We start from the raw sequence: 25,477 nt of genomic DNA on the forward strand, positions 1-25,477 counted from the left end.
CGCGATTCTGGGTATGGACGAACTGTCCGAAGAAGACAAGCAACTGGTAGCCCGCGCTCGTAAGATCCAGCGCTATCTGTCGCAGCCCTTCTTCGTTGCGGAAGTCTTTACCGGTGCACCTGGCAAGTACGTTTCGCTCAAGGACACCATCCGCGCCTTCAAGGGCATTCTGGATGGCGAGTTCGACCACATGCCTGAGCAGGCGTTCTACATGGTCGGCACCATCGATGAAGCCATCGAGAAAGCGAAGAAAATGTAATGCTAGCGCCCGCGCAAGCGGGCGCAGAATCGAGGCAATGAAATGGCTATGACAGTGCACTGCGATATCGTTAGCGCGGAAGAAGAGCTGTTTTCAGGCCTGGTCGAGATGGTCGTGGCACACGGCAACATGGGTGATCTGGGTATTCTGCCCGGTCACACGCCGTTGCTTACCGACCTCAAGCCGGGTCCGGTTCGGGTGATCAAGCAGGATCGCAGCGAAGAGGTGTTCTACATCTCTGGCGGGTTCATCGAGATTCAACCGAGCATGGTCAAGGTGCTTGCCGACACGGCCGTCCGCGCCGGCGACATTGACGAAGCTGCAGCCGAAGAAGCAAAGAAAGCCGCAGAAAAGGCATTGAGCGAGAAGGGCTCCGAGTTTGATTACGGTGCCGCATCAGCTCGTCTGGCCGAGGCCGCAGCTCAGCTGCGTACCGTCCAGGAACTGCGCAAGAAGTACGGTGGCCGGGCTCCGTCCTGATCACTGTTGCGGTAATAATAAAAAAGGCAGCCCAGGCTGCCTTTTTTATTGGCCTAAAATGATATGCCAGCGGACTTCCGAGTGCAGAAGCTATCCTGCTAAGGCTTACAGCTTTGCTATCATCACCCTACTTATATTCAGATATGGTTCCCCTATGATATTGGACATCGTCATTCTCGCTGCCGGACAAGGCACACGCATGCGCTCCTCGCTTCCCAAGGTACTCCATCCGGTAGCAGGCAAGCCTATGCTGGGGCACGTAATCGACTGTGCAAGGGCGTTGTCTCCCAGGCACATTCACGTGGTTATAGGTCATGGTGCTGAAGCAGTGCGCGAGAGTCTGGTGTCGGACGATCTGAACTGGGTAATACAGAGTGATCAATTAGGCACCGGACATGCCGTAGCCCAGGCGATACCGCATACCGGCGGTGCCGACCAGATATTGGTGCTATACGGTGATGTGCCCTTGCTCAGAACCGCTACAGTGCAACGATTGAGCAAACAGGCCGGACAGACCAACCTGGGTTTGCTTACCGTGACCATGGAAGATCCGACGGGCTACGGCCGTATCGTGCGTAACCCGGCCGGAGAGGTCCAGTCAATCGTCGAGCAAAAGGATGCCAGTGCTGAACATCTGCTGATTACGGAAGCCAACACCGGCATCATGGCGCTACCAGGGTCCCATGCGGCTGACTGGCTCAACAGTCTGTCCAACGATAACGCCCAGGGCGAGTACTATCTGACTGATGTGGTGGCCCTGGCAGTAGCCAGCAAGACCGGGATCGAGGTAGCGCAACCGGATGACGAAGTAGAAGTCATGGGGGCCAACAACCGGCAACAGCTATCGGTTCTCGAGCGTGCCATTCAGTCACGCGAAGCGCTCCGCCTGATGACCGAAGGTGTCACCCTGGCTGATCCGGCGCGATTGGATGTACGCGGGAGCCTGGTAGTCGGCCGGGATATATTTGTGGATATCAACGTTGTGTTTGAAGGGCAGGTAACTATTGAAGATAACGTTGAGATAGGTCCGAACTGCGTTATTCGCAACAGCGTGATTCGAAGTGGCAGTGTGATCAAGGCCTTCAGCCACCTGGATGGTGCCGAGGTGGGAGAAGGCTGTGATATCGGGCCCTATGCGCGGTTACGGCCTGGCACGGTACTCGGTCGCGGAGCAAAGGTCGGTAATTTTGTAGAAACCAAGAAAGCGGATATCGGTGCTGGATCGAAAATCAACCACCTATCCTACGTCGGCGATGCTGTGGTGGGAGAGCAGGTTAATATCGGAGCAGGCACCATTACCTGCAATTACGATGGGGTGAACAAGTTCGTCACCCAGATTGGTGACAACGTGTTTATCGGCTCCAATACGTCATTGGTTGCACCGCTCAGTGTAGGTGCCGGTGCCACCACTGGCGCAGGCTCGACCATTACCCAGGATGTACCGGCAGGTGCGCTAGCGGTGGGACGTAGTCGCCAGCGATCTATTGAAAACTGGCAACGTCCGCTGAAAAAAACCGATTAGCCAAAAGTTTGCCACGGGACGTTTTGGGCCCGTGGTTAAAAAATGAACACATCTCCGCCGACTGTGTCTTATATTGCTAACAGGAATGGGAACACACGGTAGAGGTTAGTCGCAGCTTCAACTGCGTCTCCTGCCCAGCGGTCACCTTGGGCCTCGGCTAATATCTATTCCTGAATCAGCTTATATGGAACGTATCCCAATACCGGCCTTGTGCTACATTGGCCGCCTACTGCATGCAGGTTATGGAGAGCCGGGGTGACCTTGATACCTCTAAAAGAAAAAGAAATCCAGATTGGCAGTCCACTACCGTGGGATCTGATGGACGTTGAAGGCAATGTTCTGATGGAGCAGTCGCGCATCGTAGACAGCCAGCCTCTGCTTGATCAGCTTTTCAAGCTGGGTATCTACCGGGCGGCGCCAGAGCGCAATGCCGCAGAAGACAAGCAGGCTGAAGATGCCGCGCCGCTTCCCAACGAGATGCAGATCTCGACGCTCGCACAGGTACAGCTTGCCCCCGGCGATATGGTGCAGTTGCAAACCATGCATGCCACCCACACCGAGCGCTACCAGGTGAAAATGCTCGGCTTCCATGCGCCAATCAGCCTCATGGTGACCAGCCCCATGGCCCAGGGCAAGCTGGTATTCATCAAGGAAGGACAGCAGTTTCTGGTTCGTGGCTTCGTTGGCAAGGATGCCGTGGCCTACAAGACACGGGTTCTCAAGTCCAACCTGTCACCCTTTCCCTACTTGCATCTCGCCTATCCCGAATCTGTTCAGTCGATGCGTATCCGTGGCTCGGCAAGAGTACCGGTCGAGCTGGTAACGTCTGTTGTTGCACCGCGGGGCAAGGGAGCAGCCAAAATAGTCGATCTGAGCTGGGGCGGCGCGCGGATGTTGTCGCCGCAGCCAGTTGCGGACAAGGAAGACGAAGTGACTCTCTCCTTCCGGATAAACCCTTCAGGACTAGACGTCTATCTGAATATCAAGGGTAAGGTGCGCGCTGTCAGCAAAGATGAAAGCAACAAAGGGCTGGTGGCAACCGGCGTCGAATTCGTCGACTTGAATGAACAGGACCGGCTCTACCTGACCAACATGGTTTATCAGAACCTGCTCAAGGATAACCTCTGATGCGAGTACGCTCTCCTGCAGACTGCTTGTTGGACCTGCGTGGCTGGATCTATAGCCTGCTTCTGCTATTTAGCTTTTATCCAGCTTATGCTGTTTCGTCCGCACAACAGGTTGAGCTGGGTTTGGCCGACCAGGTTTTTCTCGTGGAGTACGTTGCAGATCCAGATAGCCGGCGTCAGGGGCTGATGGGGCGCGAAAATCTGGCTGATGGCACCGGTATGCTGTTTGATTTTCCGGAGGGTACCGAGCCATCGATCTGGATGCGCAACATGGTCATCAGCCTGGATTTACTCTACATCGACTCAACGGGGCGTATAGCTCAGATATTTTCTGATGTGCCCCCTTGCCGCGCAATGCCCTGCGAAATCTACCATGCCAACCAACCGCTACGCTTTGTACTTGAAGTTCCCGCCGGGACTGCCAAGCGCCTGGAGCTTGAAGAAGGCCAGAAACTGGAGCTGGGCGGCATCATAGAAAAGCCGGCGCCTCAATGGTAGACCCCGTTTACTCAGGGTTGAGCAGCTTCTGAATTCTGTTCTAATGATGCTTGGTCGGGCTCTAGCCAGACGCCTTTGCTGATCCTTTCGCAATAGGCTTTCAGGACCGGTGCGTCTGACTTATCACTGTAGTAGTGAATCGATTGCTTATAAGCCACGCCCTGTGCTGTCGCCCCTTCGCAAACCCCGTAAGCGCCGGTTGGACAATGGTCGACGAAATCGATATTGAAGGTCCGATCGGGAATCTGTGGCTGGCAGAAACTGCCAGTAAAAAGGCTGTCCGGAATAGTCATGTTCTGTTGGCACATACGAATCGGCAGTTCATCATCGCTCGAGGTAATCAGGCAAGCCTGTTGGGCCAGGACCTGAGCACTCATCGCACAGAGCAACGCAGTGAAAAAGGGGTAAAAGAGCTTCATTGCAACTCCGTTTGATTGTGATTGGATAGCGGGGCGAGGGTGTCGCGCAGGCTTTGCTCCAGGTCCAGTGGGTCCGGAGTGTTGCTCGAAATCAATTCCAGACGATTGTCCCGGCGCCATTCACTGGGGTGCCAGACCGGTCGGTCCCCAGCTGTTGCATTAAAGGACATCCAGCCTTTATCCGTATGTAACACGCCCTTGGCGCGATCCCAGGAAACTTCATCGAGCCAGGCAGACAGGTCATCCAGTACGAAGTTATTGGATGGATGAATGATCCACCCAATACTGTTCTGGCCGCCTTGCTGTTGCGTGTAACAGTGCCAGTCGTTTACGTCGCGCCATAGCGCGCCTATGGATACTGGCGGTGGCAGAGCGCTCAGTTGAGGGCTTATTGCGGGTCCTTCAGGAGTGGCAGCCACAGGTAGTAATGAGAGATCCAAGGTGCCCTGTACGGCACATACAGAGGCTATGGGATGCATTTTCAGAACCAGCGCTGCGCACTGACTGGAGGTCAGATCTTCTGTTTTGTTCAGGACCAGGAGACCGGCGCATTGCAGTGCTTGCTCTTGAGACTCACTCAGCTTTTCGTTGGCCAGAAGTCGGGTCGCATCAAGCACCATTATCAACGGCTGTAATGTCAGCACGCCCTGCCATGGTTTGGCCGCCAATTGCCGCATCAGGGTCTCTGGATGTCCGAGCCCGGACGCCTCGATGAACAGTCTGTGCGGACGCGCACGGCGCAGCAGTCGACCCAGGCCGACCTGAAAGGGGACGCCATTGACGCAGCACAGACAGCCGCCGGGAATTTCTGCAAGTTGAATGCCTGCAGCATCGGCGTGCAGTAGCGCCGCGTCGATGCCCACTTGACCGAATTCATTAATCAGGACCGCCCAGCGCTCATGATCTGGACGTTGCTGCAACAGACTTTTGAGTAATGATGTCTTGCCTGACCCAAGGGGGCCGGCGATCAGGTGGGTAGGTATGTGTTCAATATTCTGAGGATTCATCATCGGGCAAGCATACCGCCAGGTCGCGGACAGTTCCACGTGGAACCGTACATGGCGGGTCAGTTCAGCCGTTGTCCGAATGACTCCTGAACGTCTTCGGGATTGCCCCCAGGGAACGGATGAGGAGCCAGTTCAATGTGGCGAAGCCTCGGCCCGTAGAGTTCGACATACCCGTGATAGCGTCGTTCGCCCGTGACTGTGAATTCGAATCCATAGCGGCGGACCAGAGCGAAGCGCAGTCCCTTGCTGCGCCCGATCCGCACTTTGTTCAGGTAGATACTCTCATCCAGCAACTGAACATCAGCCTGGCGGCAGTGTTGCCTGACCAGGGCCAATGCCTGATCGCGCAGGCCCAGCGTGCGCCACAACCAGAAGCCGGTGGCGACGGCCAGAATCAACAGGCCAGCATGACGAAGATCGAACATCGAGCCACTTCCTCGGATAATACAGAGCGCCAAGCCTAGCACAGTTGTTGTTGTGGTCTGTCTTGCCTGGGCAGTGCGGGTTCTTGCAGTCAGATACCTGTAGCGCCCTCGGGGGAGGTCTCAGTCCAGAGCACAACACGGTTACGGCCGCTTGTTTTTGCCGCATACAGCGCCTGATCCGCACGCCTGAACAGGCTCTCTATGCTGTCACCCGGTTCCCAACCCGCCAGGCCACCACTGACCTGTAAACCAAAGGAATCGGTACCGTTGTTCAAAACCAGCCCACTCACTTGCTGTCTCAGGCGCTCAAGTAGTCGCAAGGCGGCTGTTGTATCGGTGTCGGCCAGCAGCAGAACAAATTCCTCGCCGCCGAAACGCGCAAAAACATCCTCCTCACGCAAAACTTCTCGGCACAGGTCCGCAAAGCTCTGCAAGGCCTGGTCGCCCGCAAGATGCCCATAGTCGTCATTGATACGCTTGAAGTGGTCCAGATCAAGAATAGCGAGACTCAGGGGGCGATTATGTCTAGCTGCTCGCTTGATCGCTATTTCCGCCTCGGAGTTGAATGCGCGACGGTTGAGCGCGCAGGTCAAGGAGTCCTGGGTAGCCAGCAGGAGCAACTGTTCCTCCAGGGCCTTGCGATGACTGACATCGCGGATTTCGACAACCAGGTCATCACTTTGATCACCCAGCGGTGCAATACTGATTTCGACTGGAAAAAGTTTACCGTTTGCATGTACGGCATTCACATCCAGTTGGCTGGCATATTGGCTGGACAGGTGCTGCTGTATAAAACCGTGGCTGCTGTCTGGAAACAGAGTGAATACCGATTGTTGTAGAAGGCGCCCTCTGGACAGACCACTAAGCTGCTCCAGGCGCAGGTTGGCGTCCTGTATCAGACCGCCCTTTACAATCATTACGGCGGAGGTGGATGCGCCCAGCAAACGCTCGAAACGTACAGCGCTGTTGCGCGCCCGCTCGGCATGTTGCTGGCTGTTGGCAAGGATGCGCTGCATGGTCATAAGTGTGACGCCAATAAATCCCATTACCAACGCCGGAATGGCGAAATTGTAAGGCAGCAGATAGCTGAATGACTCATAGGGATTGATGTAGGGGGCGTCATGCCACCAGTCGTGGTAGCCCAGATATCCACGCAGCAGCGTAACGGCCGAATAGACCAACAGACTAAGGCCCACAAGAAGACGGGCAGGACGGGTGGCAGAGTCGGATTTTTCACGCAGCAACAGAGCGATCGCCTGGAGCGGCAACAGTCCGGCAATCGTAGAATACACACCCATCAGAAAGTCCGAGTTGCCGTCATACACCCAATAGTGGATGTTGAACAGGATCATCAGACTGACGCTCAATGGCACTATCCACCAGGGCAACGGACGGCCCATGAAGCGGAAGATACCCAGCAGGAATAGAGCCTCACCGGCCAGTTGTCCGGCGTTGCCCAGCACATTCAACGTCGGGCTACCGGTAATGATGTATCCGATAAAAAGAATGATCCCACCGATCAGCGACCAACAGCCAGCCATCCAGAAGCCGGGTCCGGAATAGGGGCGGGACATATGCCACAGAGCCGTTGAAGCAACCGCTACGGCGAGTAGCAAGCAGAATCCCAGGAGCATGGGTGAGTAGTACAACAAGGGTCGCTGTCCTGCTATTGGCCAAAGTCCCGAGTATAGCCGTTGGAAAGCGGTTTGGTCGCGTCCAGGTCCTATATCTGCGTGGTCTGGCTCTCGACGGCCAGGACTTGAATGCAGCCTGCTTGCGGATAATGCCAGCGCACGTTCAGATCCCAGAAACGCACACCGTATTCGCGCTCTGGCTCGGGCTGTTGATAGGCCGGTTTGGGATCCTGGGCCAGACACTGCTCGATCAGCTCGATAACCGGCTGCTGCAGCCGAATAGCGTGCTCTCGGGCAGCTTGCCAGGCGGCTGGTTTCCAGGCGACCGGAATCAGAACGGGCGCGCTACTGGCCATCTCGTTGCGGGCGTCCGCTACATGGTCGGCGTAGGGAACGTAGGGTTTGATATCGAGTATGGGTGTGCCATCAAGCAGGTCGATACCGGAGATCAAGAGCCTTCCCGGCTCAACTGCATCCAGGCGTACGACTGACTGGCCCAGGGGGTTGGGGCGATGGGTTGAACGGCTGGCAAAAACACCCACACGCTGATTGCCACCCAGGCGGGGCGGGCGGACGCGCAAGTAATCGGGTCCGGAAGGGGCGGCGTGAAAGACAAAGAGCAGCCACAGATGACTGACATGCTCCAGACCGGCCAGCGCTTCAGGCTTGTCATAGGGTGGGAGCAACTCGAGGACCCCACGCGCAGCCGCGGCCAGGCTGGGCTGCCGAGGTATTGCAAACTTTTCGTGAAAGCACGAATGCACGACGCCTACGGGATCAAATTGGTAGGCCATGCTCTAGGCCAATGACAGCGGCGGAATCGAGTCCGGGTGATCGGGAATCACAAAGTGGCTGCCGCCCTCTATCGCTATCACCTGAAGATTCTCTGCCTGTTGCGCGCTGGCTCGCATGGCGCCAGTCTGCAAGACCCGGTCCTTGCCCGGCACCAGAATGGCTCCACGCTTCACATGTTGGTAGATCTCAGTGCTGGTAGTGTCCATCCAGTCTGCCATGTCCTTCAGGTTGGCGACCATCGTGGAGCAATGCCGCGGATTGAAGGGTACGCCCATGATCAATTCGCGCTTGCGGGAGTCATCGAGCGGGCCCCAAAGGGCTCGATTGCGGTCAGAAATCGGTTGCTGTTGCCACATGGGGAGAAAAAAGGGCACAAACCAGCGGGCCAGCGGTGGCAATGGAGCATATGGCTTGCCTTGGGGTAGCACGGGTGCCTCGAGAATAACCTCGACGTTCTCGAACAATGCTGGTTGTTGCCGTGCCGCTTCAAGGCTAACAGCGCCACCCCGTGAGTGGCCGTGGACCCTTACATTCTCGGTAGTAACCAGGTTACGCAATGCCATGTTCAGTACTTCAGCGTCATAGGCAATGGTACCGGGAGTCGCATTGGGTGTTTTGCTCCAGGCGGGAACACTGGGTCGGAAATCGAGCACCGGCACGTGATAGTCGGCGCTGGTGATCAGGATCAGCTCGATGGCAGGGTCTTCGTAATACTCGGTAAAGTACAGGAAGTTCTCCATGAAACCCGGCATCACGATGACGCTAGCTCTGGGCTGTTTCTCGGCCTGTCTGCGCGCGACGTTGGCCTGCCCGACAGTGAACACCTCTCCCTTGAATGATACAGCCTGTTGTTGGGGTATCTCGCGTCTCAGCAGCCAGCGCCGCAGGTATACAACGACCAATACTGCCAAACCTACCAAACCGATTAGCGATTCCATCTGTACAACTCCATCAGAACTGCCTTGAACATAGCGGTCAAGCCTTGACCTTGTGGTCAGGAACCTAGCATAGCCGATTACCTGTAACCATGAGCCACCCGTAAGGGCGATGGCCAAAGGCTATTTCACTCGCCGTCGTAGATCCAGACCTTATCGGCAGTAAAACGGTAACTGGCGTCAGCGAGTTCGTTGCTGGTCTGGTCTATCAGCAGGTTCCCGCTTATCCAGAAGGGCTCGTAGATATCTTCAATCGCGATGCCCTTGGGGTAGTCCACAAGAATGATCTGGTTTGGCGGCGGAGGAGGAACATGGATGCAGGCGCCGGCGTACGGCACCAGGAAGAAGCTGGTGTAGAGTCCGCGCTCATTGCTCTGCAGTGGCACGGGATAGCCAGCGATCCGCAGTTCCTGGTTATCCAGTTCTGCTACCACGTTGGTGGAGTACATGACCTCAGGCAGGTTTCGGTCGCGTTGGCGCAGGTCGGTGCTGAAGTCGGCCGGGGCCTCTTCAATGTTGTCGTGTCCGATTTCAGGCATATCCAGCATGGCCTGATAGTCTTCTTCGGGCAGCAGATCCAGCCAGTCTACCGTGCGCGGCGCAGCATCAAGTCCGAGGGACACGACAAGCAGAAGGTAAGGCCAATAGCCACGCATGGGAGCTCCCGCATCAGACGCCGATCAGCGCCTGTAATTCGGCGATACGAGCATCGAGCGCCTGGTTGTCGGTGCAGCGCAGGGTGGCATGCCCTACCTTGCGTCCGGTCTTGAATGCTTTGCCGTAGTGATGCACGTGGCAATCGTCGATGGCGGTAATCTGCTCTATTGGCGGAACCTCACCGATGAAGTTCAGCATGGCACTTTCACCCACCTTGGCAGTGGAGCCCAAAGGCAGGCCTGTTATGGCGCGTAAGTGGTTCTCGAACTGGCTGCATCTGGCGCCTTCGATTGTCCAGTGACCTGAGTTGTGCACGCGTGGAGCGATTTCGTTAGCCTTCAGCCCACCGTCTATTTCGAAGAACTCGAATGCGAGTACGCCAACATAGTCGAGTTGTTTGAGTACTCGGGTGGCGTAGTCTTCGGCAAGGGCCTGGAGCGGATGCGCTGCACTGGCAACCGAAAGCCGCAGAATGCCCTTGTCGTGGACATTCAGAACCAGGGGATAAAAAGCCGTCTGGCCATCACGCCCGCGAACGGCGATCAGCGATACTTCGCCCTGAAAGGGTACAAAGCCTTCCAGGATGCAGGGCACGTTACCCAGTTCAGCGAAGGCTCCGGCAACATCTTCTGGATCCCGCAGCACCTTCTGACCCTTGCCGTCGTAGCCCAGCGTGCGGGTTTTCATGACCGCCGGTAAGCCGATGCTGCTTACCGCTACTTCCAGGTCAGCCTGGGACTGGACGTCTGCGAATTCGGGAGTCGGGATGCCCAGGTCCTGAAACATTGACTTTTCGAACCATCGATCACGGGCAATGCGCAGGGATTCGGCATTGGGAAAGACCGGCACGAACTGGGACAGGAAGGCGACCGTTTCGGCGGGTACGCTTTCAAACTCGAAGGTAACCACATCACATTCATCTGCTATCTGGCGCAGATGATCGTGATCGCTGTAATCAGCGCAGATATGCTCGCCCAGCGCCTGGGCACAGGCGTCCGGCGCCGGATCAAGGAACACGAACTGCTGCCCCAGGGGAGTGCCTGCCAGTGCGAGCATGCGGCCCAGCTGGCCACCACCGATTACGCCGATCTTCATGATTAAGTCCTCAGTCCTGACGGGGGTCCGGGTTGTCCAGCACCTTGTCGGTCTGCTGGGCACGGAAATCCTGGAGCGCCTGGTGAAATTGCGGATGTTTGCCGCCAAGAATACTCGCCGACAATAGCGCAGCATTGATAGCGCCGGCCTTGCCTATTGCCAGGGTCGCCACAGGCACGCCCGCGGGCATCTGCACGATGGACAGCAGCGAGTCTACGCCAGAGAGCATCGAAGATTGCACAGGTACACCCAGTACCGGCAGATGGGTCTTCGCGGCGCACATGCCTGGCAGGTGGGCTGCGCCCCCGGCCCCGGCGATGATGACCTCGATGCCCCTGGCGGCGGCTTCCTCGGCATACTGGAACAGCAGGTCCGGCGTGCGGTGGGCCGAAACTACCTTGACCTCGTGGGGAATGCCCAGTTGGTCCAGCATGTCGGCCGTATGGCTCAAGGTGGACCAGTCTGACTTGGAGCCCATGATCACGCCAACCAATGCGGTCATTTATCGGTGCCTCGCTTTCTGTTGTGCCGTGCAGTTACGGCAAAAACCAACAAGCCACGGCAGCGTTACTGGCGTGGCTTGGCGGAGCAGATCGGGTCCCGGCATCCGGGTGCGGCCTGCTGATTGTAGGAAGCCGGACAGTATAACCCGAATTGACGAATATCAGAACTTCTGTGGCCTGAGCACCTCTACATCCGACAGATAGCAGATCATCGCATAGTTGTCGTAGTAGCGTTCCTGCAGATGCTGGATGATCTGCTCAGCGCGCTCCCGACCGCAGATCACCTCCAGTCGGATATTGCCGTCATTATCCCAGCCGGCGCTACGTACCCCACGGGTGCCGCTGCCCCGGGCATCAGACAACGTCCATCCGGGCGCGCCCAGTCGCTCGAGATCCTTTACCAGCCGGGGCTCCAGGGCTGCTTCGCAGATCAGCGTGAGCAGGGTACGGGTTGACATGCTCATGTGTGCTCCTCAGGCGGCCAGCCACTCGGCCAGGGACAGATACAGGGGAATCCCGATCAGTATATTGAAAGGAAAGCTGATACCCAACGATGCGGTCAGGGACAACGCCGGGTTGGCTTCAGGCAGCGCTAGACGCATTGCTGCCGGAACCGCGATATAGGAACCGCTGGCTGCCAGGGTTGCCAGCACGGTCACGCCGCCCACAGTCAGTCCCAGCGCGGTACCCAAAAGCCCGCCGGCCAATGCGCCGATCAGTGGAAAAACCAGAGCGAACACCACCAGTCGGGGCCCTGTGGTGCGCAGACTACCCAGGTGTCGGGAAGCGATCAGACCCATTTCCAGCAAGAAGAAGGCGAGAACTGGCTTGAACATCGTTGTATAAAGCGGTTCAAGGGGAGCGATGGCTTCCTTGCCAGCCAGTACGCCGATAATCAGGCCGCCCAGCAATAACATGATGCTCTTGCCAAGAAATACCTCATGGCTCAGCGCTTTCCAGTCGGTGTCCCGGCGTATGCCTTTGGCCAACAGGATACCGACAATGATCGCGGGTACCTCCAGGACTGCCACAAACAGTGGCATGTAGCTTTCAAATACGATATCGCGGGCCAGCAGATAGGCAATCACCACAGCGAAAGTACCAGCACTGACCGAGCCGTAGTGGGCCGCGATGCTGGCTGCATCAACGCGGGGGAATCGCAGAAGACGCAATAATGGGAAGGCGATCAGGGGCAATGCGATACCCAGCGCCAGCACAGCCAGGGTCTGACCCAGCAAGGCAGGACTGGCCTGCTCAGCCAGTTCAACACCACCGTGCAAGCCGATGGCCAGCAGCAAAATGATCGACAGCGTGTCGTAGAGACCTGGCGGGAGCTTCAGTTCACTCTTCACCAGGCCGGCGATCAAGCCAAAGATAAAGAACAGTACAACCGGATCAAAACCCATGTGTTACTCCAGGAAAGCAGCTGGAAGTCTTAAGCCGGAAGCTCGAAGTTGACCGTGCACTCTGGGAGCACCAGTACTGCATCGCAGCCCGGATGCAGCGTGGTGGCGCTTTCACGTCCAGCTTCAAGCGTTGAGCTTCCTGACTTCCTTTATTCTATCTCGATCAGAATCTCGCCTGGATTGACTCGATCACCCTTGGCGACGTTGACGGCCTTGACCGTGCCGCCGATGGCTGCCTGTATCTCGCTTTCCATCTTCATTGCTTCGCTGACCAGTACAGCCTGTCCGGCCTTGACGGTGTCTCCGACATTCACTAGTACATCGACGACATTGCCGGGCATGCTGGTGGTGACGTGGCCAGGCTGATTGGCCTGCTTGCGCTGGCTACCGCCGCCGCTACCGTCGAAGCTGTTCAATGGCTCGAATACAGCCTCTTCGGGCATGCCATCCAGGCTGAGGTAGAAGTGTCGTTTGCCGTCGCCCTTGACGCTGACGCCGGTAATATCGACGCGATACGACTCGCCATGCACATCAATGATGAATTCGGTTGGAGCACCCGCGTCCGCCATTGGTTTGCCCGGAGTACCGGACGCGCCCTGCTCGGGTAATAGCTCTTCAGGCTTGAGGGTGCCTGCGGCGCGCTCTTCGAGAAACTTGCGGCCCATGTCCGGAAACATGGCGTAGGTCAGAACATCTTCCTCGCTCTGCGCCAGAGTGCCCACCTCTCCACGCAACTTGTCCATTTCCGGCTTGATCAGATCCGCCGGACGCACATCGATTACTTGCTCGTTGCCGATCGCACGGCGCTGCAGAGACTCGTCTACCTGCCCCGGTGCCTGACCATAACGGCCCTGCAGGTACAGTTTTACCTCGTTGGTAATGGTCTTGTAGCGCTCACCGGCAAGCACGTTGAACACGGCCTGGGTACCTACGATCTGCGAGGTAGGCGTCACCAGCGGAGGATAGCCAAGGTCTGCACGCACGCGCGGGATCTCCTCGAATACTTCCTGAATCCGGTTCAGCGCATTCTGTTCCTTGAGCTGGTTGGCCAGGTTGGACATCATCCCGCCCGGTACCTGGTTGACCTGTACCCGGGTATCCACACCGGTGAACTCGCTCTCGAACTGATGGTACTTCTTGCGTACGGCATGGAAGTACATACCGATTTCCTGCAGCAACTCAAGATCCAGTCCGGTGTCGTAGGGAGTGCCTTTGAGGGCCGCAACCATGGACTCGGTACCCGGATGGCTGGTGCCCCAGGCCATGCTGGAGATCGCGGTGTCGATATGGTCAGCGCCTGCTTCGATGGCCTTGATCTGACACATCGCCGCCAGGCCTGCGGTGTCGTGGGAATGAATGAATACCGGCAGATCCGACTCGGCCTTCAGCGCGCTGACCAGCTCGGCTGTGGCGAAGGGGGTCAGCAGACCGGCCATATCCTTGATTGCAATGGAGTCGATGCCCATCTCTCCCATGGCCTTGGCCTGGGCGACGTAGCCTTTCACGCTGTGTACCGGGCTGGTGGTGTAGGCGAGGGTACCCTGGGCGTGCTTGCCGGCATCCTTGACCGCCTTGATGGAGGTCTCCAGATTGCGCACATCGTTCATCGCATCGAAGATACGATACACATCGATACCGTTCTCGGCTGTTTTGGCGACGAAGGCTTTAACCACGTCATCGCTGTAATGACGGTAGCCGAGCAGGTTCTGACCGCGCAGCAACATCTGCAGTCGTGTGTTGGGTAATGCTTCACGCAGCTGGCGCAAGCGCTCCCAGGGGTCTTCCTTGAGAAAACGCACGCAGGCATCAAAGGTCGCGCCGCCCCAGACTTCCAGGGACCAGTAACCCACCTGATCGAGCTTGGCGCAGATTGGCAGCATGTCTTCGGTGCGCATGCGGGTAGCCAGCAGCGACTGATGGGCATCGCGTAAAATGGTGTCGGTAACGGTAATCTTGCGTGTGGTGCTCATTGTCTGTTCCTCGTTATCTGCAAGCTTCATGCGCCAAGCTGCCAGCGGATCGATGTTCTCATGCGGCATGAGGCCTGTTGCCTGCCGCGGGTTTTATAGTCCGGCGTGCGCGGCAATTGCCGTCGCAATCGCCAGCGCCAGTTCCTCGGGTTTGCGTTTGACCGAGTAGCGGGTCAGTTCCGGATGACTCTCGACAAAACTGGTGTCGAACACGCCGCTGCGAAATTCCGCATTACCCAGGATTTCCGAGTAATAGGCTGCGGTGGTCTTCACCCCTTGCAGGCGCATGTCATCCAGCGCGCGCAACCCACGGTCCAGCGCCTCTTCCCAGGTCAGTGCCCAGACAATCAACTTCAGGCACATGGAATCGTAATAGGGTGGAATGCTGTAGCCGGTGTAGATGGCGGTGTCCACGCGTACCCCGGGACCGCCGGGGGCGTAATAACGGGTGATCTTGCCGAAGGACGGTAGAAAATCATTCTTCGGATCTTCAGCGTTGATGCGGAACTGAATGGCGAACCCGCGGTGCTGAATGTCTTCCTGCTTGACGGACAGTGGCAAGCCAGAGGCAATGCGGATCTGCTCGCGGACGATGTCGATACCGGTTATTTGCTCGGTGATGGTGTGTTCCACCTGCACCCGTGTATTCATCTCCATGAAGTACACCTCGCCCTCGGCGAGCAGGAACTCCACGGTGCCGGCATTCTCGTAGCCCACTGCCTGCGCGGCCTTCACCGACAGATCACCGATATAGGCGCGCTGCTCGGGGGTCAGTTGGGGGCTGGGCGCGATCTCGATCAGCTTCTGGTTGCGGCGCTGGATAGAGCAGTCACGCTCGAACAGGTGCACGGTATTACCGTGGCTGTCGGCGAGAATCTGCGCCTCGATATGCTTGGGATTGACGATACATTTTTCCAGAAACACATCGGCGGAGCCGAACGCCTTGGTTGCCTCGGATATGACCCGTGGCCAGGCTTGCTCGAGCTCTGCCTGGGTGTTGCAGCGGCGAATACCGCGGCCACCGCCGCCAGAGGTAGCCTTGAGCATGATCGGGTAGCCGACGCGCTCGGCTTCCTTGAGTGCATCCTTTAGATCTGCCAGATTGCCCTCAGTGCCGGGGGTGACCGGTACGCCAGCCTTGATCATGCTGCGTCGGGCTTCGGTCTTGTCCCCCATGCGGCGAATCACCTCCGCAGAGGGTCCAATAAACTTGATTCCGCGTTCGCTGCAGATGTCCGCCAGCTCAGCATTTTCGGACAGGAAGCCGTAGCCGGGATGTAATGCATCACAACCGGTTTCGACTGCCAGGTTAACCAGTTGGCGAGCATTGAGATAACCGGAAAGGGGATCGCTGCCCAGGTTATAGGCTTCATCGGCACGTTTGACGTGGAGTGCGAAGCGGTCTGCTTCAGAGTAGATAGCCACGGAGCGAATGCCCATCTCGGCGCAGGCGCGCACGATACGAACGGCAATCTCGCCACGATTGGCTATGAGAATTTTCTTGATCACGTCCTGTTTCCTCCTGGTGGTGACCGGGTGCAAACAACTTACGCCTGCGCCTCCCACAAGAGAAATGAATAATAATTGGATTATCCATTAGTAATTGCTTATACATATGCTGAACAGGCGTAGATATAGGGTAGACGAGAATGCGCAAGACGCTTTTGCGGATGACCCTGCGGCAGTTGCAGGTGTTCCGCGCGGTATGCAGTTGCCACTCCTTCAGCCGGGCGGCGGAGGAGATGGCCCTTACCCAATCGGCGGTCAGTCAGCAGATCCGTCAGCTGGAAGAACAGATCGATCAGCCGTTGTTTGAATATGTCGGCCGCAAGCTGTATCTCACCGAAGCGGCGACCAGCCTGCTGGCGGCCAGCGAGGATATATTTGCTCGTCTGGAAAGCCTGGACATGTCCCTTTCCAACTTGCAGGGCAGTCTGCAGGGGGAGCTGCGTCTGGCCGTGGTCAGCAGTATTCAATATCTGACGCCCCATCTGCTCGCAGCGTTCCGGGAACGCTACCCGGAGGTATCCTTCAGGCTCGAGATTGCTACACGAGGTCAGGTTATTCAGCGTCTGCGGGATAATCTGGATGATGTGGTGCTCATGGGTCTGGTGCCGGAGGACCGAGCGCTGGAGTTCTTTCCGTTCCTCAACAACCCGATCATTGCGGTGGCGAGTCCGCAGCATTCCCTGGCGGGGCGCAGCGCCTTGACGCTTGCCGAGATCGAGAATGCGACGGTGCTGCAGCGTGAGCCAGGTTCGGGTACGCGCAAGGCCAGTGATGACTTTCTTCAGGAAAAACGCGTACACCTGCAGCAATCGATGCAGCTGGGCTCCAGCGAAAGCCTGATTCAGGGGGCAATAGCAGGCCTGGGGATAGCCATGGTTTCAGGCCATGCAGCTTCACCCTTCATTCGCAGCGGCGACCTGGTGCGTCTGGACTTCACCGAACTGCCACTGTTACGCAGCTGGTGTGCGGTCCACGCCCGGGGCAAGCGTCTGAGTCCCGTGGCCCAGGCTTTTCTGGAGTTTCTTCGCTCTGAACGCGCCAAGATCCGCACCCTGGCCGAGCGGTTCGAAACCGCCTAGCGGGCAAGCCGGCTATTCAGTGCATCCAGATACCCGGACGCCGCGCTTCCATGATGTCCGGGAAGTCGCATACCTGGGCGTGCAATGCCTGGCTTTCCCGATACTCCTCAATCGCCCTGCGGTAGGCCATACGCTTGCGATCTTCGTTCTGCCGGCGCTGTTTACGTACCGAGGTATTGCCATCCTCATAATCTGCATCAAAAGCCATGGTGGTTCTCCGCTGTGTGAGTACCCCATCAACTTGCGCGTCGAGAATGACGGGAGCGTTACAGAGCAGTGAAACATCTTTGACTTTCAGATCACTATAATCTAATTGCGAATCATTACTATTATCAGTAATATCCTTTGGCTTCTTCACCTGCACCGCCCCGTAGCCCTCGGTGAAGAGTAAATCTTACCTAAACAAAGGATTGAACCGATGCTCCATTCAATGCCCCACTCGCACGCCGTTCGCTACTCGTTCCTGTCCCTCTGTATCAGCTTGGCTGCGACAGGCGTGGCACCGGCCTGGGCGGATGAGGACCTGACTCAGAGCGAGGAAAGCAAGGACGTATTGGTGCTTGATGATGTCACGGTTACCGCGACTAGCATCGGCCCAACGCCAACCACCGAGGGTACCGAGTCCTACACCACCGACTCGATGAATACTGCGACTCGACTTTCACTGCCCATCCGCCAGACGCCGCAGTCCGTGTCGGTGGTTACCCGCCAGATGATCGACGATATGGCGCTGGAATCCATCACCGATGTGGTCGGTGTCACCACCGGGGTTACCAGCAAGGCGCTGGACAGCTCCCGCAGTGGTTTTGCCGCTCGGGGCTTTGATATCACCAATCTGCAGATTGACGGAGTACCCACCACCTGGAGCAGTGGCTGGGCGGCTGGCGAAACGGAGATGGATACGGTGCTCTACGACCGGGTCGAGATCGTCCGCGGTGCTACCGGTCTGGTCACCGGCGCCGGGAACCCGTCCGCGGCAATCAACTTGGTCAGAAAGCGCGCAGATAGCGAGCAGTTCAGGGGCTTCGTCAGTGGTCAGGTCGGCTCCTGGGATCGATATCAGGGCACGCTGGATGTCTCCGGTGCCCTGAATGAGAGTGGTCGCGTACGAGGCCGCGTGGTTGGTAGTTATCTGGAAGGCGACTCCTTCGTTGATCTTGCAAAAAACGAAAGGTCAGTATTGTTTGGCACTCTGGGCATCGACCTGACCGATAATACGTTGCTCAATATCGGCGCCAGCTACCAGGACAACAGCCCTACGGCTTCCATGTGGGGCGGCCTGCCGACCTGGTTCAGCGATGGCACCCGTACTGACTGGGATCGCTCGAAGACCACGGCGACTGACTGGTCCGAATGGGCCTCAAAGCACACCACCTACTACGCCAATGTCGAGCATGTTTTCGATTCCGGCACCAAGTTGTATGCCGCCTATAGCCGCAGCATCAACGAAGGTGACCTGCGCCTGTTGTATGTTTCCGGTGCGCCGGACCGGGTAACCGGCCTGGGCCTTAGCGCCAGTCCTTCCTGGTACGACGTCACGCGGGAGCAGGACAATCTGGATTTGTACGTGAGCACACCGTTCAGTTTTGCTGGTCAGGATCACGAATTCGTACTCGGCCTTATGCACAGCAAGCAGGAACTGGTGACCGACAACCGTCCGCGTTTGAATACGCCGGTGGCCGGAAACTACTATGACTGGGATGGCTCCTATCCGGAGCCCGCATGGGGGCCCTCTAGTACTTACACCACCCAGGATACCGAGCAACTGGGGGCCTATGCCGTGGCGCGTTTGAGACTCGCCGAGCCGCTGCAGCTGATCATTGGTAGCCGCATCAGCAACTGGGACACCAGCGGCACGAAATGGAACGGTGACCCCTACGAGTTCGAGCACGACAAGGAGCTGACACCCTACGCCGGCTTGGTCTATGACATCAATGACCAGCATTCCGCCTATGTCAGCTACTCGGAAATTTTCAACCCTCAGGATTATCAGGACCGCAATGGTGACTACCTGGACCCCCTGGAAGGCCAGAACTACGAAGCCGGGGTAAAAGGCGAGTATTTCGCTGGTCGACTCAACGCCGCACTGGCCGTTTTCCGCATCGAGCAGGATAACCTCGCACAACCCGATGTGGGTGCAGTGGTGCCCGGTGGTATCGCCCAGGCTTATTACCCGGCGCAGGGCACAACCAGTGACGGCTATGAAATCGAGCTATCCGGCGCTCTCACCGATAACTGGAACCTCATGGTTGGCTGGGCTCAGTTCAGCGCCAAGGATGCGGATGGGGAGCGGGTCAATACTCGCTTCCCGCGTCGCACAGCGAATATATTCAGCACTTATCGCATTGATCGTCTGACCCTGGGCGGTGGAGTGAATTGGGAAGACGGCAACTACACCGTAGCCAATAACCCCCTTGGACAAGCGGAAAAACTCGAGCAGCCATCCTATGCGCTGGTCAACCTCATGGCGCGCTACCAGCTCAGCGACGCCCTCAGTGCCCAGTTGAATATCGACAACCTGCTGGATAAAAAGTACTACAGCCAGATCGGCTTCTACAGTCAGCACGCCTTCGGCGAACCGCGCAATGGCAAATTGACCCTCAAATACAGCTTTTGAGCGTGAAAAGCGTGAATAGGCTGCGGCTGGGTATCAACGTTTCTATCAGGGTGCTGTTTGCTCTGGTAGGGGGGTATGCGGTGGCCAATCTCGGCGCGGTGGCATTCGCTGCGCTATTGCCACTGAGCCAGGTCGATGCGGCGCTAGTGTCCGTTCAGGTCAGTTTTGCCTTGTATGCATGTGTTGTTGTCTGGGTGTTCACAGCCCGTAACCTCTGGTGGGCCATCGTCGGGCCCTTGGGGGTGGCCGTGTTTTGCTCGCCCGTCATCATCTTGCTGCTTGCCGAGCGGCTGGGATGAGGGAGACCTTTCGCCAGTCGATGGCCTGGCTGCACACCTGGGTCGGTTTGCTCCTCGGATGGCTTTTGTACTTCATGTTCATCACCGGGACAGCCGGTTATTTTGATACTGAAATCGACCGGTGGATGCAGCCGGAATTACCTGTAGCGCATACGCAGGCGACTCCGGTAGAAACGCTGAGCGCAGCATTCCAGCGATTGCACAAGGTTGCCCCGGACGCCTCTCGCTGGTTTATCACGCTGACCGGTGACCGCAACAATCCCTATCCAGGTATTTTCTGGCAGGGTGCAGGTGGTCGCGGGGAAGAGCTGCTTGACCCTTCCACAGGGGCGCCGCCGGAGGCACGGTCGACAGCGGGCGGGCAGCTGCTGTATCAGATGCACTGGCGCCTGCATTACCTGCCCAGATCAGTTTCCGACTGGATAGTGGTACTCGCCAGCATGCTGATGCTGGTGGCGTTGATCAGCGGGATAGTGGTGCACAAGAAGATCTTTAAGGATTTCTTCACGTTTCGGCCGAAAAAGGGTCAGCGTTCATGGCTGGATGCACATAACGTTGCAAGCGTCATTTCCTTGCCTTTCCAGCTGATGATCACCTATTCCGGGCTGGTATTCATGATGTTCTCCGTTATGCCGTTGACCGTAAGTGCGTTTTACGGCGTGGATGCCGAAGGTCGCCAATCCTTTTTCGGGGAAGCTTTTCCCGGGCCGGAGCAGATCACAGTCATGGGTGAGTCCGCACCTCTGGCCAGTGCCGTGAATCTAATGGAGGGGTTTGCCGCGGGACGCGAGGCGGAGACGCCGCGCTATCTGGTTGTCAGTAATCCGGGCGATGCGAATGCGCGGGTGACAGTCGGTTATGGCGAACTCGCCGGACCCCTGCAGCGTGACGCGGTATTGGTGCTCGATGGCGTCACAGCAAAAGCGCTGGATACACAGCCTGCCGATGTGCCGATGGGGCGACTGAGTCGTGATCTGCTTGTCGGTTTGCACGAGGGGTTGTTTGCGGGACCGTTACTGCGCGGGCTGTATTTTCTTTCGGGTCTGCTCGGCGCCGCAATGATCGCCACCGGACTGGTGCTTTGGACGGTCAAGCGTCGGCAGCGTGCGGACCGAACCGGCGAGCATCATGCCGGTCTACGTCTGGTCGAGAGTCTGAATGTAGCAACCATTGCCGGCCTGCCGCTGGCCATTGCCGCGTATTTCTGGGCCAATCGATTGCTCCCGGTGGGCTGGGAGGCGCGTGCGCAATGGGAGATCAATATCCTGTTTATCGTGTGGGCCTGTCTGTTCCTGCATGCGGGCTTGCGTGCATCAGGAAAGGCCTGGGTTGAGCAATTGGCAGGCGCCGCTCTGACTTTTTTCCTGCTGCCCTTTCTCAACGCGCTGACCACTGATCGGCCCTTGTGGCAAAGCGTTGCGGTAGGCGATTGGATTTTTGTGGGGTTCGAGTTTTGTGTGTTGGTTATCAGCCTTGGGTTCGCAGCAGCGGCGTTTTACCTGTGGCGACACCAGCGCCAATCCTTGAAAGGTATCGTAACCGGCACGGGAACTGCCGAGGCACAATCATGAACTGGCCCGGTGTGGCAGTGCTGTTGTTGGCGCATGCCGGATTCTCGTTTAAGGCTCTGGCTATGGACAAGCACCGCAGACACTTGCTGCATGACCGCAGTTTGTTCTGGCAGCACAGCCGGGTAGTGGAGCTGGGGGGATGGTTATCTTTGGGTGCAGCCCTGTTAGTCAGCCTGAAAGGCTATGGTGCGGGAGTGGGGCTGATATTGCTGTTCGGTATCCTGAGCATGGCAGCACTCGCAGTGATACTGCAGGTCAGCTATCGGCCGAAGTCGGTGAAGCTGGTTTCGCTGTTCTCCCTGGGATCAGGGATTACGGGTCTGCTCTGGTAAGCCCGTTGCGCGCCAGAAGGCACGCTTCTATATCGTTTATTTTCCCTCCAACTCCCGCGCCGGGTAGTGGAGAATGGAGAGGCGGGACTGCCAATTGCCCTGATTTTCCTGCTGGCAGGCCTCCTCGCTGTCGAAGTGAACATTCACATCAATGTCATCAACCTGCATACGGGCCTCGCGGAGTGCGGTTGCAGTCAGTTGATACAGCAATCGTCCGCCTCCGTTTTCCAGTGCGCTGGCAAGATCAGAGCGAGTACCGAAAATCCATACCACGTGGGTTCCGGCCGGATCAAGGTAGTCGGCTGCCAGGGGCACCAGGTACGTCAGCCCTGGCAGCTCCGGTTTGGCAGTTTCCATGGCCCGTTCTAGTGCGGCGATCAGGCGTTCTCGTGTTTCCTGCTGTTCAGGGTTCACCGCCTTATCCTCTCGTCGGTCGCGCTCGCTCGGGAAATTTTCATACTTCGCGTACATGGCGTTCCAGTTGCTCCTGACGCTCCTTGGCTTCAATGCTCAAGGCTGCTGTAGGGCGCAGTAATAGTCGGCGTAAGCCGATCTGCTCACCGCTTTCGGCGCACCATCCGTATTCGCCACTGGCAATCCGGTCCAGCGCCTGATCGATCTTGTCGAGCAGCCGTTTCTCCCGTTCCAGCATGTTCAGCTGGGATTGCCGCTGCTCCTCGGCACTACCCAGATCGGCCGGATCCGAGGGCAGCTCATATTCACGTAAATCCTTGAAATCCCTATCAATTCTCTCACGAAGCTCCTCACGCTCGGTGAGCAGCATGTGTTTGAAAAACGCCAGCTGGGAGTCACTCATATACTCATCAGCGGGCTGTGCGAGGAGCTCTTCCTTGGTCATTGGCGGTGTGCCCATGGTCATTGGCCTGTGTTGTGCTATGGCTTATTTCAGAGGGTTTTCAGGACGTAAAAGTTCCGTAATGGCCAAAGCTGACGCACAATATCGGCACGGAACACGGCCACCAGGGGATACGGGTTGATGGAACAACGGGGCACGCTATTGAGCTGGGATGACAACAAGGGTTTTGGTTTTATCCAGCCGGAGGGGGGCGGCGCAAAACTGTTCGTGCATATTTCCGTGATGCGCGGCGACGCGCGACCCCAACAGGGTGACAACGTTCTGTATCTGGTGGGTGAGGACGAGCGGGGTCGTCCGCGAGCCACGCATATGCGTGGTGAAGCGCTGAGCCTGGACAAGGCTTCGATCCGTCGCAAGCCTCGAGAGGCGGTTTCGGGCAAGCGTGAAAAGCCGGTCAGGAGCGCTTCCAGGCCGCCCAAGGCTAAGACTCCAAGCTTGCGACATAGCTCTGGTATACGGCAGCTGCCACTCAAGCTGGGGGTCTGGAGCCTGCTGTGTATTCTGCCGCTGCTGGGTTCGCTGAAGTTTTACCGGGAGCAGGGCTGGATAGTGCCCCTGGTAGCTTACTGTGCAGCAAGTCTGATCAGCTTTCTGATGTACCGGTCCGACAAACGCAGTGCCCAGGAATCAAGGCAGCGAACCCCTGAAAATATGTTGCATCTGTCGGAGTTGTTAGGTGGCTGGCCAGGGGCGTTGATCGCCCAGCAGCGCTTCCGGCACAAGACCCGCAAGGCCTCGTACCAGACGATTTTCTGGATGATAGTCGTAGCCCATCAGCTTTACTGGGCTGACAGGCTGTTACTGGAAGGGCGCTATCTGGTGCGTTTGCTGGGGTAGCTGATGCTTAAACAGCGACACCCAGCTCACGCAGATAATCATCGTAGGTACCGTTGAAATCGGTCACGCCGTTTTCGTTCAGTTCGATGATGCGTGTGGCCAGACTGGAAACGAACTCGCGGTCGTGGCTGACGAAGATCAGCGTGCCGGGATAGTTTTCCAGCGCCAGATTGAGCGCCTCGATGGATTCCATGTCCAGGTGGTTGGTCGGTTCGTCCATGATCATCACGTTGGCTTTCTGCAGGATCAGCTTGCCAAACAGCATGCGGCCCTGCTCACCCCCGGATATGACTTTCACTGATTTCAGGATGTCATCGTTGGAGAACAGCATACGGCCCAGGGTGCCCCGCACCAGTTGCTCGCCACCGGTAGTCCACTGGGACATCCAGTCGAACAGGGTCCAGTCGTTCTTGAAGTCGTCCGCGTGCTCCTGCGCAAAGTAGCCCAGATCGGCGCTTTCGGCCCATTTGACTGTGCCTGCCATCGGAGTCAGTTCATCCACCAGCGTGCGTAGCAAAGTCGTCTTGCCGATGCCGTTGGGTCCAATAATCGCCACGCGCTCACCAGCCTCAATCTGCAGACTGAGGTTCTTGAACAACGCCTGACCGTCGAAACCCTGGCTGACCTTGTCGAGGATCACTGCCTGGCGGTGCAGCTTCTTGTTCTGGTCAAAACGAATGAATGGGCTGATGCGGCTGGATGGCTTGACCTCGTCGAGCTGGATCTTGTCGATCTGCTTGGCGCGACTGGTGGCCTGCTTGGCCTTTGATGCGTTGGCAGAGAAACGGCTGACGAAGGTCTGCAGCTCGGCGATCTGCGCCTTCTTCTTGGCGTTGTCCGACAGCAAGCGCTCACGAGCCTGGTGCGAGGCCATCATGTATTCGTCGTAGTTGCCGGGGAACAGGCGCAGCTCGCAGAAATCCAGGTCGGCCATGTGCGTGCACACGCTGTTGAGAAAGTGACGATCGTGGGAAATGATGATCATCGTGCTGTTGCGCGTGGTCAGCTGACTTTCCAGCCAGCGGATGGTGTTGATGTCCAGGTGGTTGGTCGGTTCGTCGAGCAGCAGTACTTCCGGATCGGAAAACAAAGCCTGAGCCAGCAGTACACGCAGCTTCCAGCCTGGTGCAACCTCGCTCATCGGGCCGCTATGCTGTTCCAGGGGTATCCCCAGGCCCAGCAGCAGTTCGCCGGCGCGGGCCTCAGCGGTGTAGCCGTCCATCTCGGCGAACTCGGTTTCGAGTTCGGCGACTTTCATACCGTCTTCTTCGCTCATTTCAGGGAGCGAATAGATGCGGTCACGTTCAGCATGCACTTTCCAAAGCTCTTCGTGGCCCATGATCACGGTATCCAGCACGCTGAACTGCTCATAGGCGAACTGATCCTGGCGCAGCTTGCCCAGGCGCACGTTCGGCTCCAGCATCACCTGCCCGCCGGACGGCTCCAGGTCGCCACCGAGAATCTTCATGAAGGTGGTCTTGCCTGATCCATTGGCGCCGATCAGACCGTAGCGATTGCCCCCGCCAAACTTGGCTGACACGTTCTCGAAAAGGGGCTTGGCCCCGAACTGCATGGTGATATTGGCGGTGGAGATCAAAAGAATGTCCTGCGGGAAAAGAAAGAG

General features: G+C 57.4%; 27 protein-coding genes and 1 pseudogene. 11 read left to right on the forward strand and 17 right to left on the reverse strand.

Annotated elements, in window-relative coordinates:
* From AAC076_RS06765 to AAC076_RS06785, 5 genes and pseudogenes are all read left to right on the forward strand, one after another.
* A pseudogene (locus AAC076_RS06765) lies at positions 1-259 on the forward strand (F0F1 ATP synthase subunit beta); the annotation flags it as partial.
* A 42-nt stretch (positions 260-301) separates the two neighbouring features.
* The gene (locus AAC076_RS06770) at positions 302-739 is read left to right on the forward strand and encodes a F0F1 ATP synthase subunit epsilon (RefSeq protein ID WP_339843847.1); all 438 of its coding nucleotides are present in this window, start codon (positions 302-304) and stop codon (positions 737-739) included.
* A gap of 154 nt (positions 740-893) precedes the next feature.
* Positions 894-2,261: a bifunctional UDP-N-acetylglucosamine diphosphorylase/glucosamine-1-phosphate N-acetyltransferase GlmU gene (glmU, locus tag AAC076_RS06775; RefSeq protein WP_339843849.1), complete on the forward strand. Its 1,368-nt coding sequence runs from the start codon at positions 894-896 to the stop codon at positions 2,259-2,261.
* A 255-nt stretch (positions 2,262-2,516) separates the two neighbouring features.
* Positions 2,517-3,389 (forward strand): flagellar brake protein, encoded by an 873-nt coding sequence (locus tag AAC076_RS06780; protein ID WP_339843851.1) that lies wholly within the window; start codon positions 2,517-2,519, stop codon positions 3,387-3,389.
* The gene (locus AAC076_RS06785; protein WP_339843853.1) at positions 3,389-3,886 is read left to right on the forward strand and encodes a DUF192 domain-containing protein; all 498 of its coding nucleotides are present in this window, start codon (positions 3,389-3,391) and stop codon (positions 3,884-3,886) included. The genes AAC076_RS06780 and AAC076_RS06785 overlap by 1 nt, the downstream gene beginning before the upstream one ends.
* Positions 3,887-3,897: 11 nt before the next feature.
* Here the strand turns inward: AAC076_RS06785 and AAC076_RS06790 are convergent, their stop codons facing one another.
* From AAC076_RS06790 to AAC076_RS06850, 13 genes are all read right to left on the reverse strand, one after another.
* The gene (locus AAC076_RS06790) at positions 3,898-4,305 is read right to left on the reverse strand and encodes an NADH:ubiquinone oxidoreductase (protein ID WP_339843854.1); all 408 of its coding nucleotides are present in this window, start codon (positions 4,303-4,305) and stop codon (positions 3,898-3,900) included.
* Positions 4,302-5,315 (reverse strand): CobW-like GTP-binding protein, encoded by a 1,014-nt coding sequence (locus tag AAC076_RS06795; RefSeq protein WP_339843855.1) that lies wholly within the window; start codon positions 5,313-5,315, stop codon positions 4,302-4,304. The genes AAC076_RS06790 and AAC076_RS06795 overlap by 4 nt, the downstream gene beginning before the upstream one ends.
* A 56-nt stretch (positions 5,316-5,371) precedes the next feature.
* Entirely contained in the window at positions 5,372-5,737 is a 366-nt protein-coding gene (locus AAC076_RS06800) for a DUF3301 domain-containing protein (RefSeq protein WP_339843857.1), read from the reverse strand.
* 89 nt (positions 5,738-5,826) lie between these two features.
* Complete coding sequence (locus tag AAC076_RS06805) at positions 5,827-7,389, reverse strand: sensor domain-containing diguanylate cyclase (protein WP_339843859.1); 1,563 nt, start codon at positions 7,387-7,389, stop codon at positions 5,827-5,829.
* Positions 7,390-7,460: 71 nt separating this feature from the next.
* Positions 7,461-8,165, reverse strand: coding sequence for a tRNA (N6-threonylcarbamoyladenosine(37)-N6)-methyltransferase TrmO (gene tsaA, locus AAC076_RS06810; protein WP_339843861.1), 705 nt, complete (start codon positions 8,163-8,165; stop codon positions 7,461-7,463).
* Between the two features lie 3 nt (positions 8,166-8,168).
* Positions 8,169-9,104, reverse strand: coding sequence for an alpha/beta hydrolase (locus AAC076_RS06815; protein ID WP_339843863.1), 936 nt, complete (start codon positions 9,102-9,104; stop codon positions 8,169-8,171).
* A 125-nt stretch (positions 9,105-9,229) separates the two neighbouring features.
* Positions 9,230-9,757, reverse strand: a complete 528-nt coding sequence (locus AAC076_RS06820; RefSeq protein WP_339843865.1) for a DUF3299 domain-containing protein — start codon at positions 9,755-9,757, stop codon at positions 9,230-9,232.
* A 13-nt stretch (positions 9,758-9,770) separates the two neighbouring features.
* Positions 9,771-10,853 carry a 5-(carboxyamino)imidazole ribonucleotide synthase gene (locus tag AAC076_RS06825; RefSeq protein WP_339843867.1) on the reverse strand — a complete coding sequence of 361 codons (1,083 nt, stop codon included), beginning with the start codon at positions 10,851-10,853 and terminating at the stop codon, positions 9,771-9,773.
* Positions 10,854-10,863: 10 nt separating this feature from the next.
* Entirely contained in the window at positions 10,864-11,355 is a 492-nt protein-coding gene (gene purE / locus AAC076_RS06830; RefSeq protein ID WP_339843868.1) for a 5-(carboxyamino)imidazole ribonucleotide mutase, read from the reverse strand.
* Positions 11,356-11,517: 162 nt separating this feature from the next.
* Positions 11,518-11,820, reverse strand: coding sequence for a transcriptional regulator (locus AAC076_RS06835; protein WP_339843870.1), 303 nt, complete (start codon positions 11,818-11,820; stop codon positions 11,518-11,520).
* A gap of 9 nt (positions 11,821-11,829) precedes the next feature.
* Positions 11,830-12,762 carry a sodium-dependent bicarbonate transport family permease gene (locus AAC076_RS06840; RefSeq protein ID WP_339843872.1) on the reverse strand — a complete coding sequence of 311 codons (933 nt, stop codon included), beginning with the start codon at positions 12,760-12,762 and terminating at the stop codon, positions 11,830-11,832.
* Positions 12,763-12,911: 149 nt separating this feature from the next.
* Complete coding sequence (gene oadA, locus AAC076_RS06845) at positions 12,912-14,732, reverse strand: sodium-extruding oxaloacetate decarboxylase subunit alpha (protein WP_339844026.1); 1,821 nt, start codon at positions 14,730-14,732, stop codon at positions 12,912-12,914.
* A gap of 93 nt (positions 14,733-14,825) precedes the next feature.
* Positions 14,826-16,241, reverse strand: a complete 1,416-nt coding sequence (locus tag AAC076_RS06850) for an acetyl-CoA carboxylase biotin carboxylase subunit (RefSeq protein ID WP_339843874.1) — start codon at positions 16,239-16,241, stop codon at positions 14,826-14,828.
* A gap of 140 nt (positions 16,242-16,381) precedes the next feature.
* Here AAC076_RS06850 and AAC076_RS06855 point away from each other — a divergent pair, with 140 nt between their 5' ends.
* The gene (locus AAC076_RS06855) at positions 16,382-17,320 is read left to right on the forward strand and encodes a LysR family transcriptional regulator (RefSeq protein ID WP_339843877.1); all 939 of its coding nucleotides are present in this window, start codon (positions 16,382-16,384) and stop codon (positions 17,318-17,320) included.
* 16 nt (positions 17,321-17,336) lie between these two features.
* Here AAC076_RS06855 and AAC076_RS06860 read toward each other — a convergent pair whose 3' ends face one another.
* Positions 17,337-17,528 carry a hypothetical protein gene (locus AAC076_RS06860; protein ID WP_339843878.1) on the reverse strand — a complete coding sequence of 64 codons (192 nt, stop codon included), beginning with the start codon at positions 17,526-17,528 and terminating at the stop codon, positions 17,337-17,339.
* A 210-nt stretch (positions 17,529-17,738) separates the two neighbouring features.
* Here AAC076_RS06860 and AAC076_RS06865 point away from each other — a divergent pair, with 210 nt between their 5' ends.
* The 4 genes from AAC076_RS06865 to AAC076_RS06880 are packed head-to-tail and all read left to right on the forward strand — an operon-like array spanning position 17,739 to position 22,139.
* On the forward strand, positions 17,739-19,937 hold the full coding sequence (locus tag AAC076_RS06865) for a TonB-dependent siderophore receptor (protein ID WP_339843879.1): 2,199 nt from the start codon (positions 17,739-17,741) through the stop codon (positions 19,935-19,937).
* 2 nt (positions 19,938-19,939) lie between these two features.
* The gene (locus AAC076_RS06870; protein ID WP_339843881.1) at positions 19,940-20,236 is read left to right on the forward strand and encodes an iron transporter; all 297 of its coding nucleotides are present in this window, start codon (positions 19,940-19,942) and stop codon (positions 20,234-20,236) included.
* Positions 20,233-21,807, forward strand: a complete 1,575-nt coding sequence (locus AAC076_RS06875) for a PepSY-associated TM helix domain-containing protein (RefSeq protein ID WP_339843883.1) — start codon at positions 20,233-20,235, stop codon at positions 21,805-21,807. The genes AAC076_RS06870 and AAC076_RS06875 overlap by 4 nt, the downstream gene beginning before the upstream one ends.
* Positions 21,804-22,139, forward strand: coding sequence for a DUF3325 domain-containing protein (locus AAC076_RS06880; protein WP_339843884.1), 336 nt, complete (start codon positions 21,804-21,806; stop codon positions 22,137-22,139). Before AAC076_RS06875 ends, AAC076_RS06880 begins: the two co-directional genes overlap by 4 nt.
* A gap of 36 nt (positions 22,140-22,175) precedes the next feature.
* Here AAC076_RS06880 and AAC076_RS06885 read toward each other — a convergent pair whose 3' ends face one another.
* Both AAC076_RS06885 and AAC076_RS06890 read right to left on the reverse strand, forming a co-directional pair.
* On the reverse strand, positions 22,176-22,610 hold the full coding sequence (locus tag AAC076_RS06885; RefSeq protein WP_339843885.1) for a hypothetical protein: 435 nt from the start codon (positions 22,608-22,610) through the stop codon (positions 22,176-22,178).
* Positions 22,594-22,998 (reverse strand): TraR/DksA C4-type zinc finger protein, encoded by a 405-nt coding sequence (locus tag AAC076_RS06890; RefSeq protein WP_339844028.1) that lies wholly within the window; start codon positions 22,996-22,998, stop codon positions 22,594-22,596. Before AAC076_RS06890 ends, AAC076_RS06885 begins: the two co-directional genes overlap by 17 nt.
* A 138-nt stretch (positions 22,999-23,136) precedes the next feature.
* Here AAC076_RS06890 and AAC076_RS06895 point away from each other — a divergent pair, with 138 nt between their 5' ends.
* Positions 23,137-23,853 carry a cold shock and DUF1294 domain-containing protein gene (locus tag AAC076_RS06895; protein ID WP_339843886.1) on the forward strand — a complete coding sequence of 239 codons (717 nt, stop codon included), beginning with the start codon at positions 23,137-23,139 and terminating at the stop codon, positions 23,851-23,853.
* Positions 23,854-23,860: 7 nt separating this feature from the next.
* On the opposite strand, the gene AAC076_RS06900 is transcribed toward AAC076_RS06895, so the two are convergent.
* On the reverse strand, positions 23,861-25,450 hold the full coding sequence (locus tag AAC076_RS06900) for an ABC-F family ATPase (RefSeq protein WP_339843887.1): 1,590 nt from the start codon (positions 25,448-25,450) through the stop codon (positions 23,861-23,863).
* Positions 25,451-25,477 lie beyond the last annotated feature (27 nt).

It is taken from the genome of uncultured Halopseudomonas sp., from assembly GCF_963977355.1.
GTDB lineage: Bacteria > Pseudomonadota > Gammaproteobacteria > Pseudomonadales > Pseudomonadaceae > Halopseudomonas.

Coding starts and splice junctions, on each gene's coding strand:
- AAC076_RS06770 (WP_339843847.1), top strand. CDS start 302: ATGGCTATGACAGTGCACTGCGATATCGTTAGCGCGGAAGAAGAGCTG.
- glmU (WP_339843849.1), top strand. CDS start 894: ATGATATTGGACATCGTCATTCTCGCTGCCGGACAAGGCACACGCATG.
- AAC076_RS06785 (WP_339843853.1), top strand. CDS start 3,389: ATGCGAGTACGCTCTCCTGCAGACTGCTTGTTGGACCTGCGTGGCTGG.
- AAC076_RS06790 (WP_339843854.1), bottom strand. CDS start 4,305: ATGAAGCTCTTTTACCCCTTTTTCACTGCGTTGCTCTGTGCGATGAGT.
- AAC076_RS06795 (WP_339843855.1), bottom strand. CDS start 5,315: ATGATGAATCCTCAGAATATTGAACACATACCTACCCACCTGATCGCC.
- AAC076_RS06800 (WP_339843857.1), bottom strand. CDS start 5,737: ATGTTCGATCTTCGTCATGCTGGCCTGTTGATTCTGGCCGTCGCCACC.
- tsaA (WP_339843861.1), bottom strand. CDS start 8,165: ATGGCCTACCAATTTGATCCCGTAGGCGTCGTGCATTCGTGCTTTCAC.
- AAC076_RS06815 (WP_339843863.1), bottom strand. CDS start 9,104: ATGGAATCGCTAATCGGTTTGGTAGGTTTGGCAGTATTGGTCGTTGTA.
- AAC076_RS06820 (WP_339843865.1), bottom strand. CDS start 9,757: ATGCGTGGCTATTGGCCTTACCTTCTGCTTGTCGTGTCCCTCGGACTT.
- AAC076_RS06825 (WP_339843867.1), bottom strand. CDS start 10,853: ATGAAGATCGGCGTAATCGGTGGTGGCCAGCTGGGCCGCATGCTCGCA.
- purE (WP_339843868.1), bottom strand. CDS start 11,355: ATGACCGCATTGGTTGGCGTGATCATGGGCTCCAAGTCAGACTGGTCC.
- AAC076_RS06835 (WP_339843870.1), bottom strand. CDS start 11,820: ATGAGCATGTCAACCCGTACCCTGCTCACGCTGATCTGCGAAGCAGCC.
- AAC076_RS06840 (WP_339843872.1), bottom strand. CDS start 12,762: ATGGGTTTTGATCCGGTTGTACTGTTCTTTATCTTTGGCTTGATCGCC.
- oadA (WP_339844026.1), bottom strand. CDS start 14,732: ATGAGCACCACACGCAAGATTACCGTTACCGACACCATTTTACGCGAT.
- AAC076_RS06855 (WP_339843877.1), top strand. CDS start 16,382: ATGCGCAAGACGCTTTTGCGGATGACCCTGCGGCAGTTGCAGGTGTTC.
- AAC076_RS06860 (WP_339843878.1), bottom strand. CDS start 17,528: ATGGCTTTTGATGCAGATTATGAGGATGGCAATACCTCGGTACGTAAA.
- AAC076_RS06865 (WP_339843879.1), top strand. CDS start 17,739: ATGCTCCATTCAATGCCCCACTCGCACGCCGTTCGCTACTCGTTCCTG.
- AAC076_RS06875 (WP_339843883.1), top strand. CDS start 20,233: ATGAGGGAGACCTTTCGCCAGTCGATGGCCTGGCTGCACACCTGGGTC.
- AAC076_RS06880 (WP_339843884.1), top strand. CDS start 21,804: ATGAACTGGCCCGGTGTGGCAGTGCTGTTGTTGGCGCATGCCGGATTC.
- AAC076_RS06885 (WP_339843885.1), bottom strand. CDS start 22,610: ATGTACGCGAAGTATGAAAATTTCCCGAGCGAGCGCGACCGACGAGAG.
- AAC076_RS06890 (WP_339844028.1), bottom strand. CDS start 22,998: ATGACCAAGGAAGAGCTCCTCGCACAGCCCGCTGATGAGTATATGAGT.
- AAC076_RS06895 (WP_339843886.1), top strand. CDS start 23,137: ATGGAACAACGGGGCACGCTATTGAGCTGGGATGACAACAAGGGTTTT.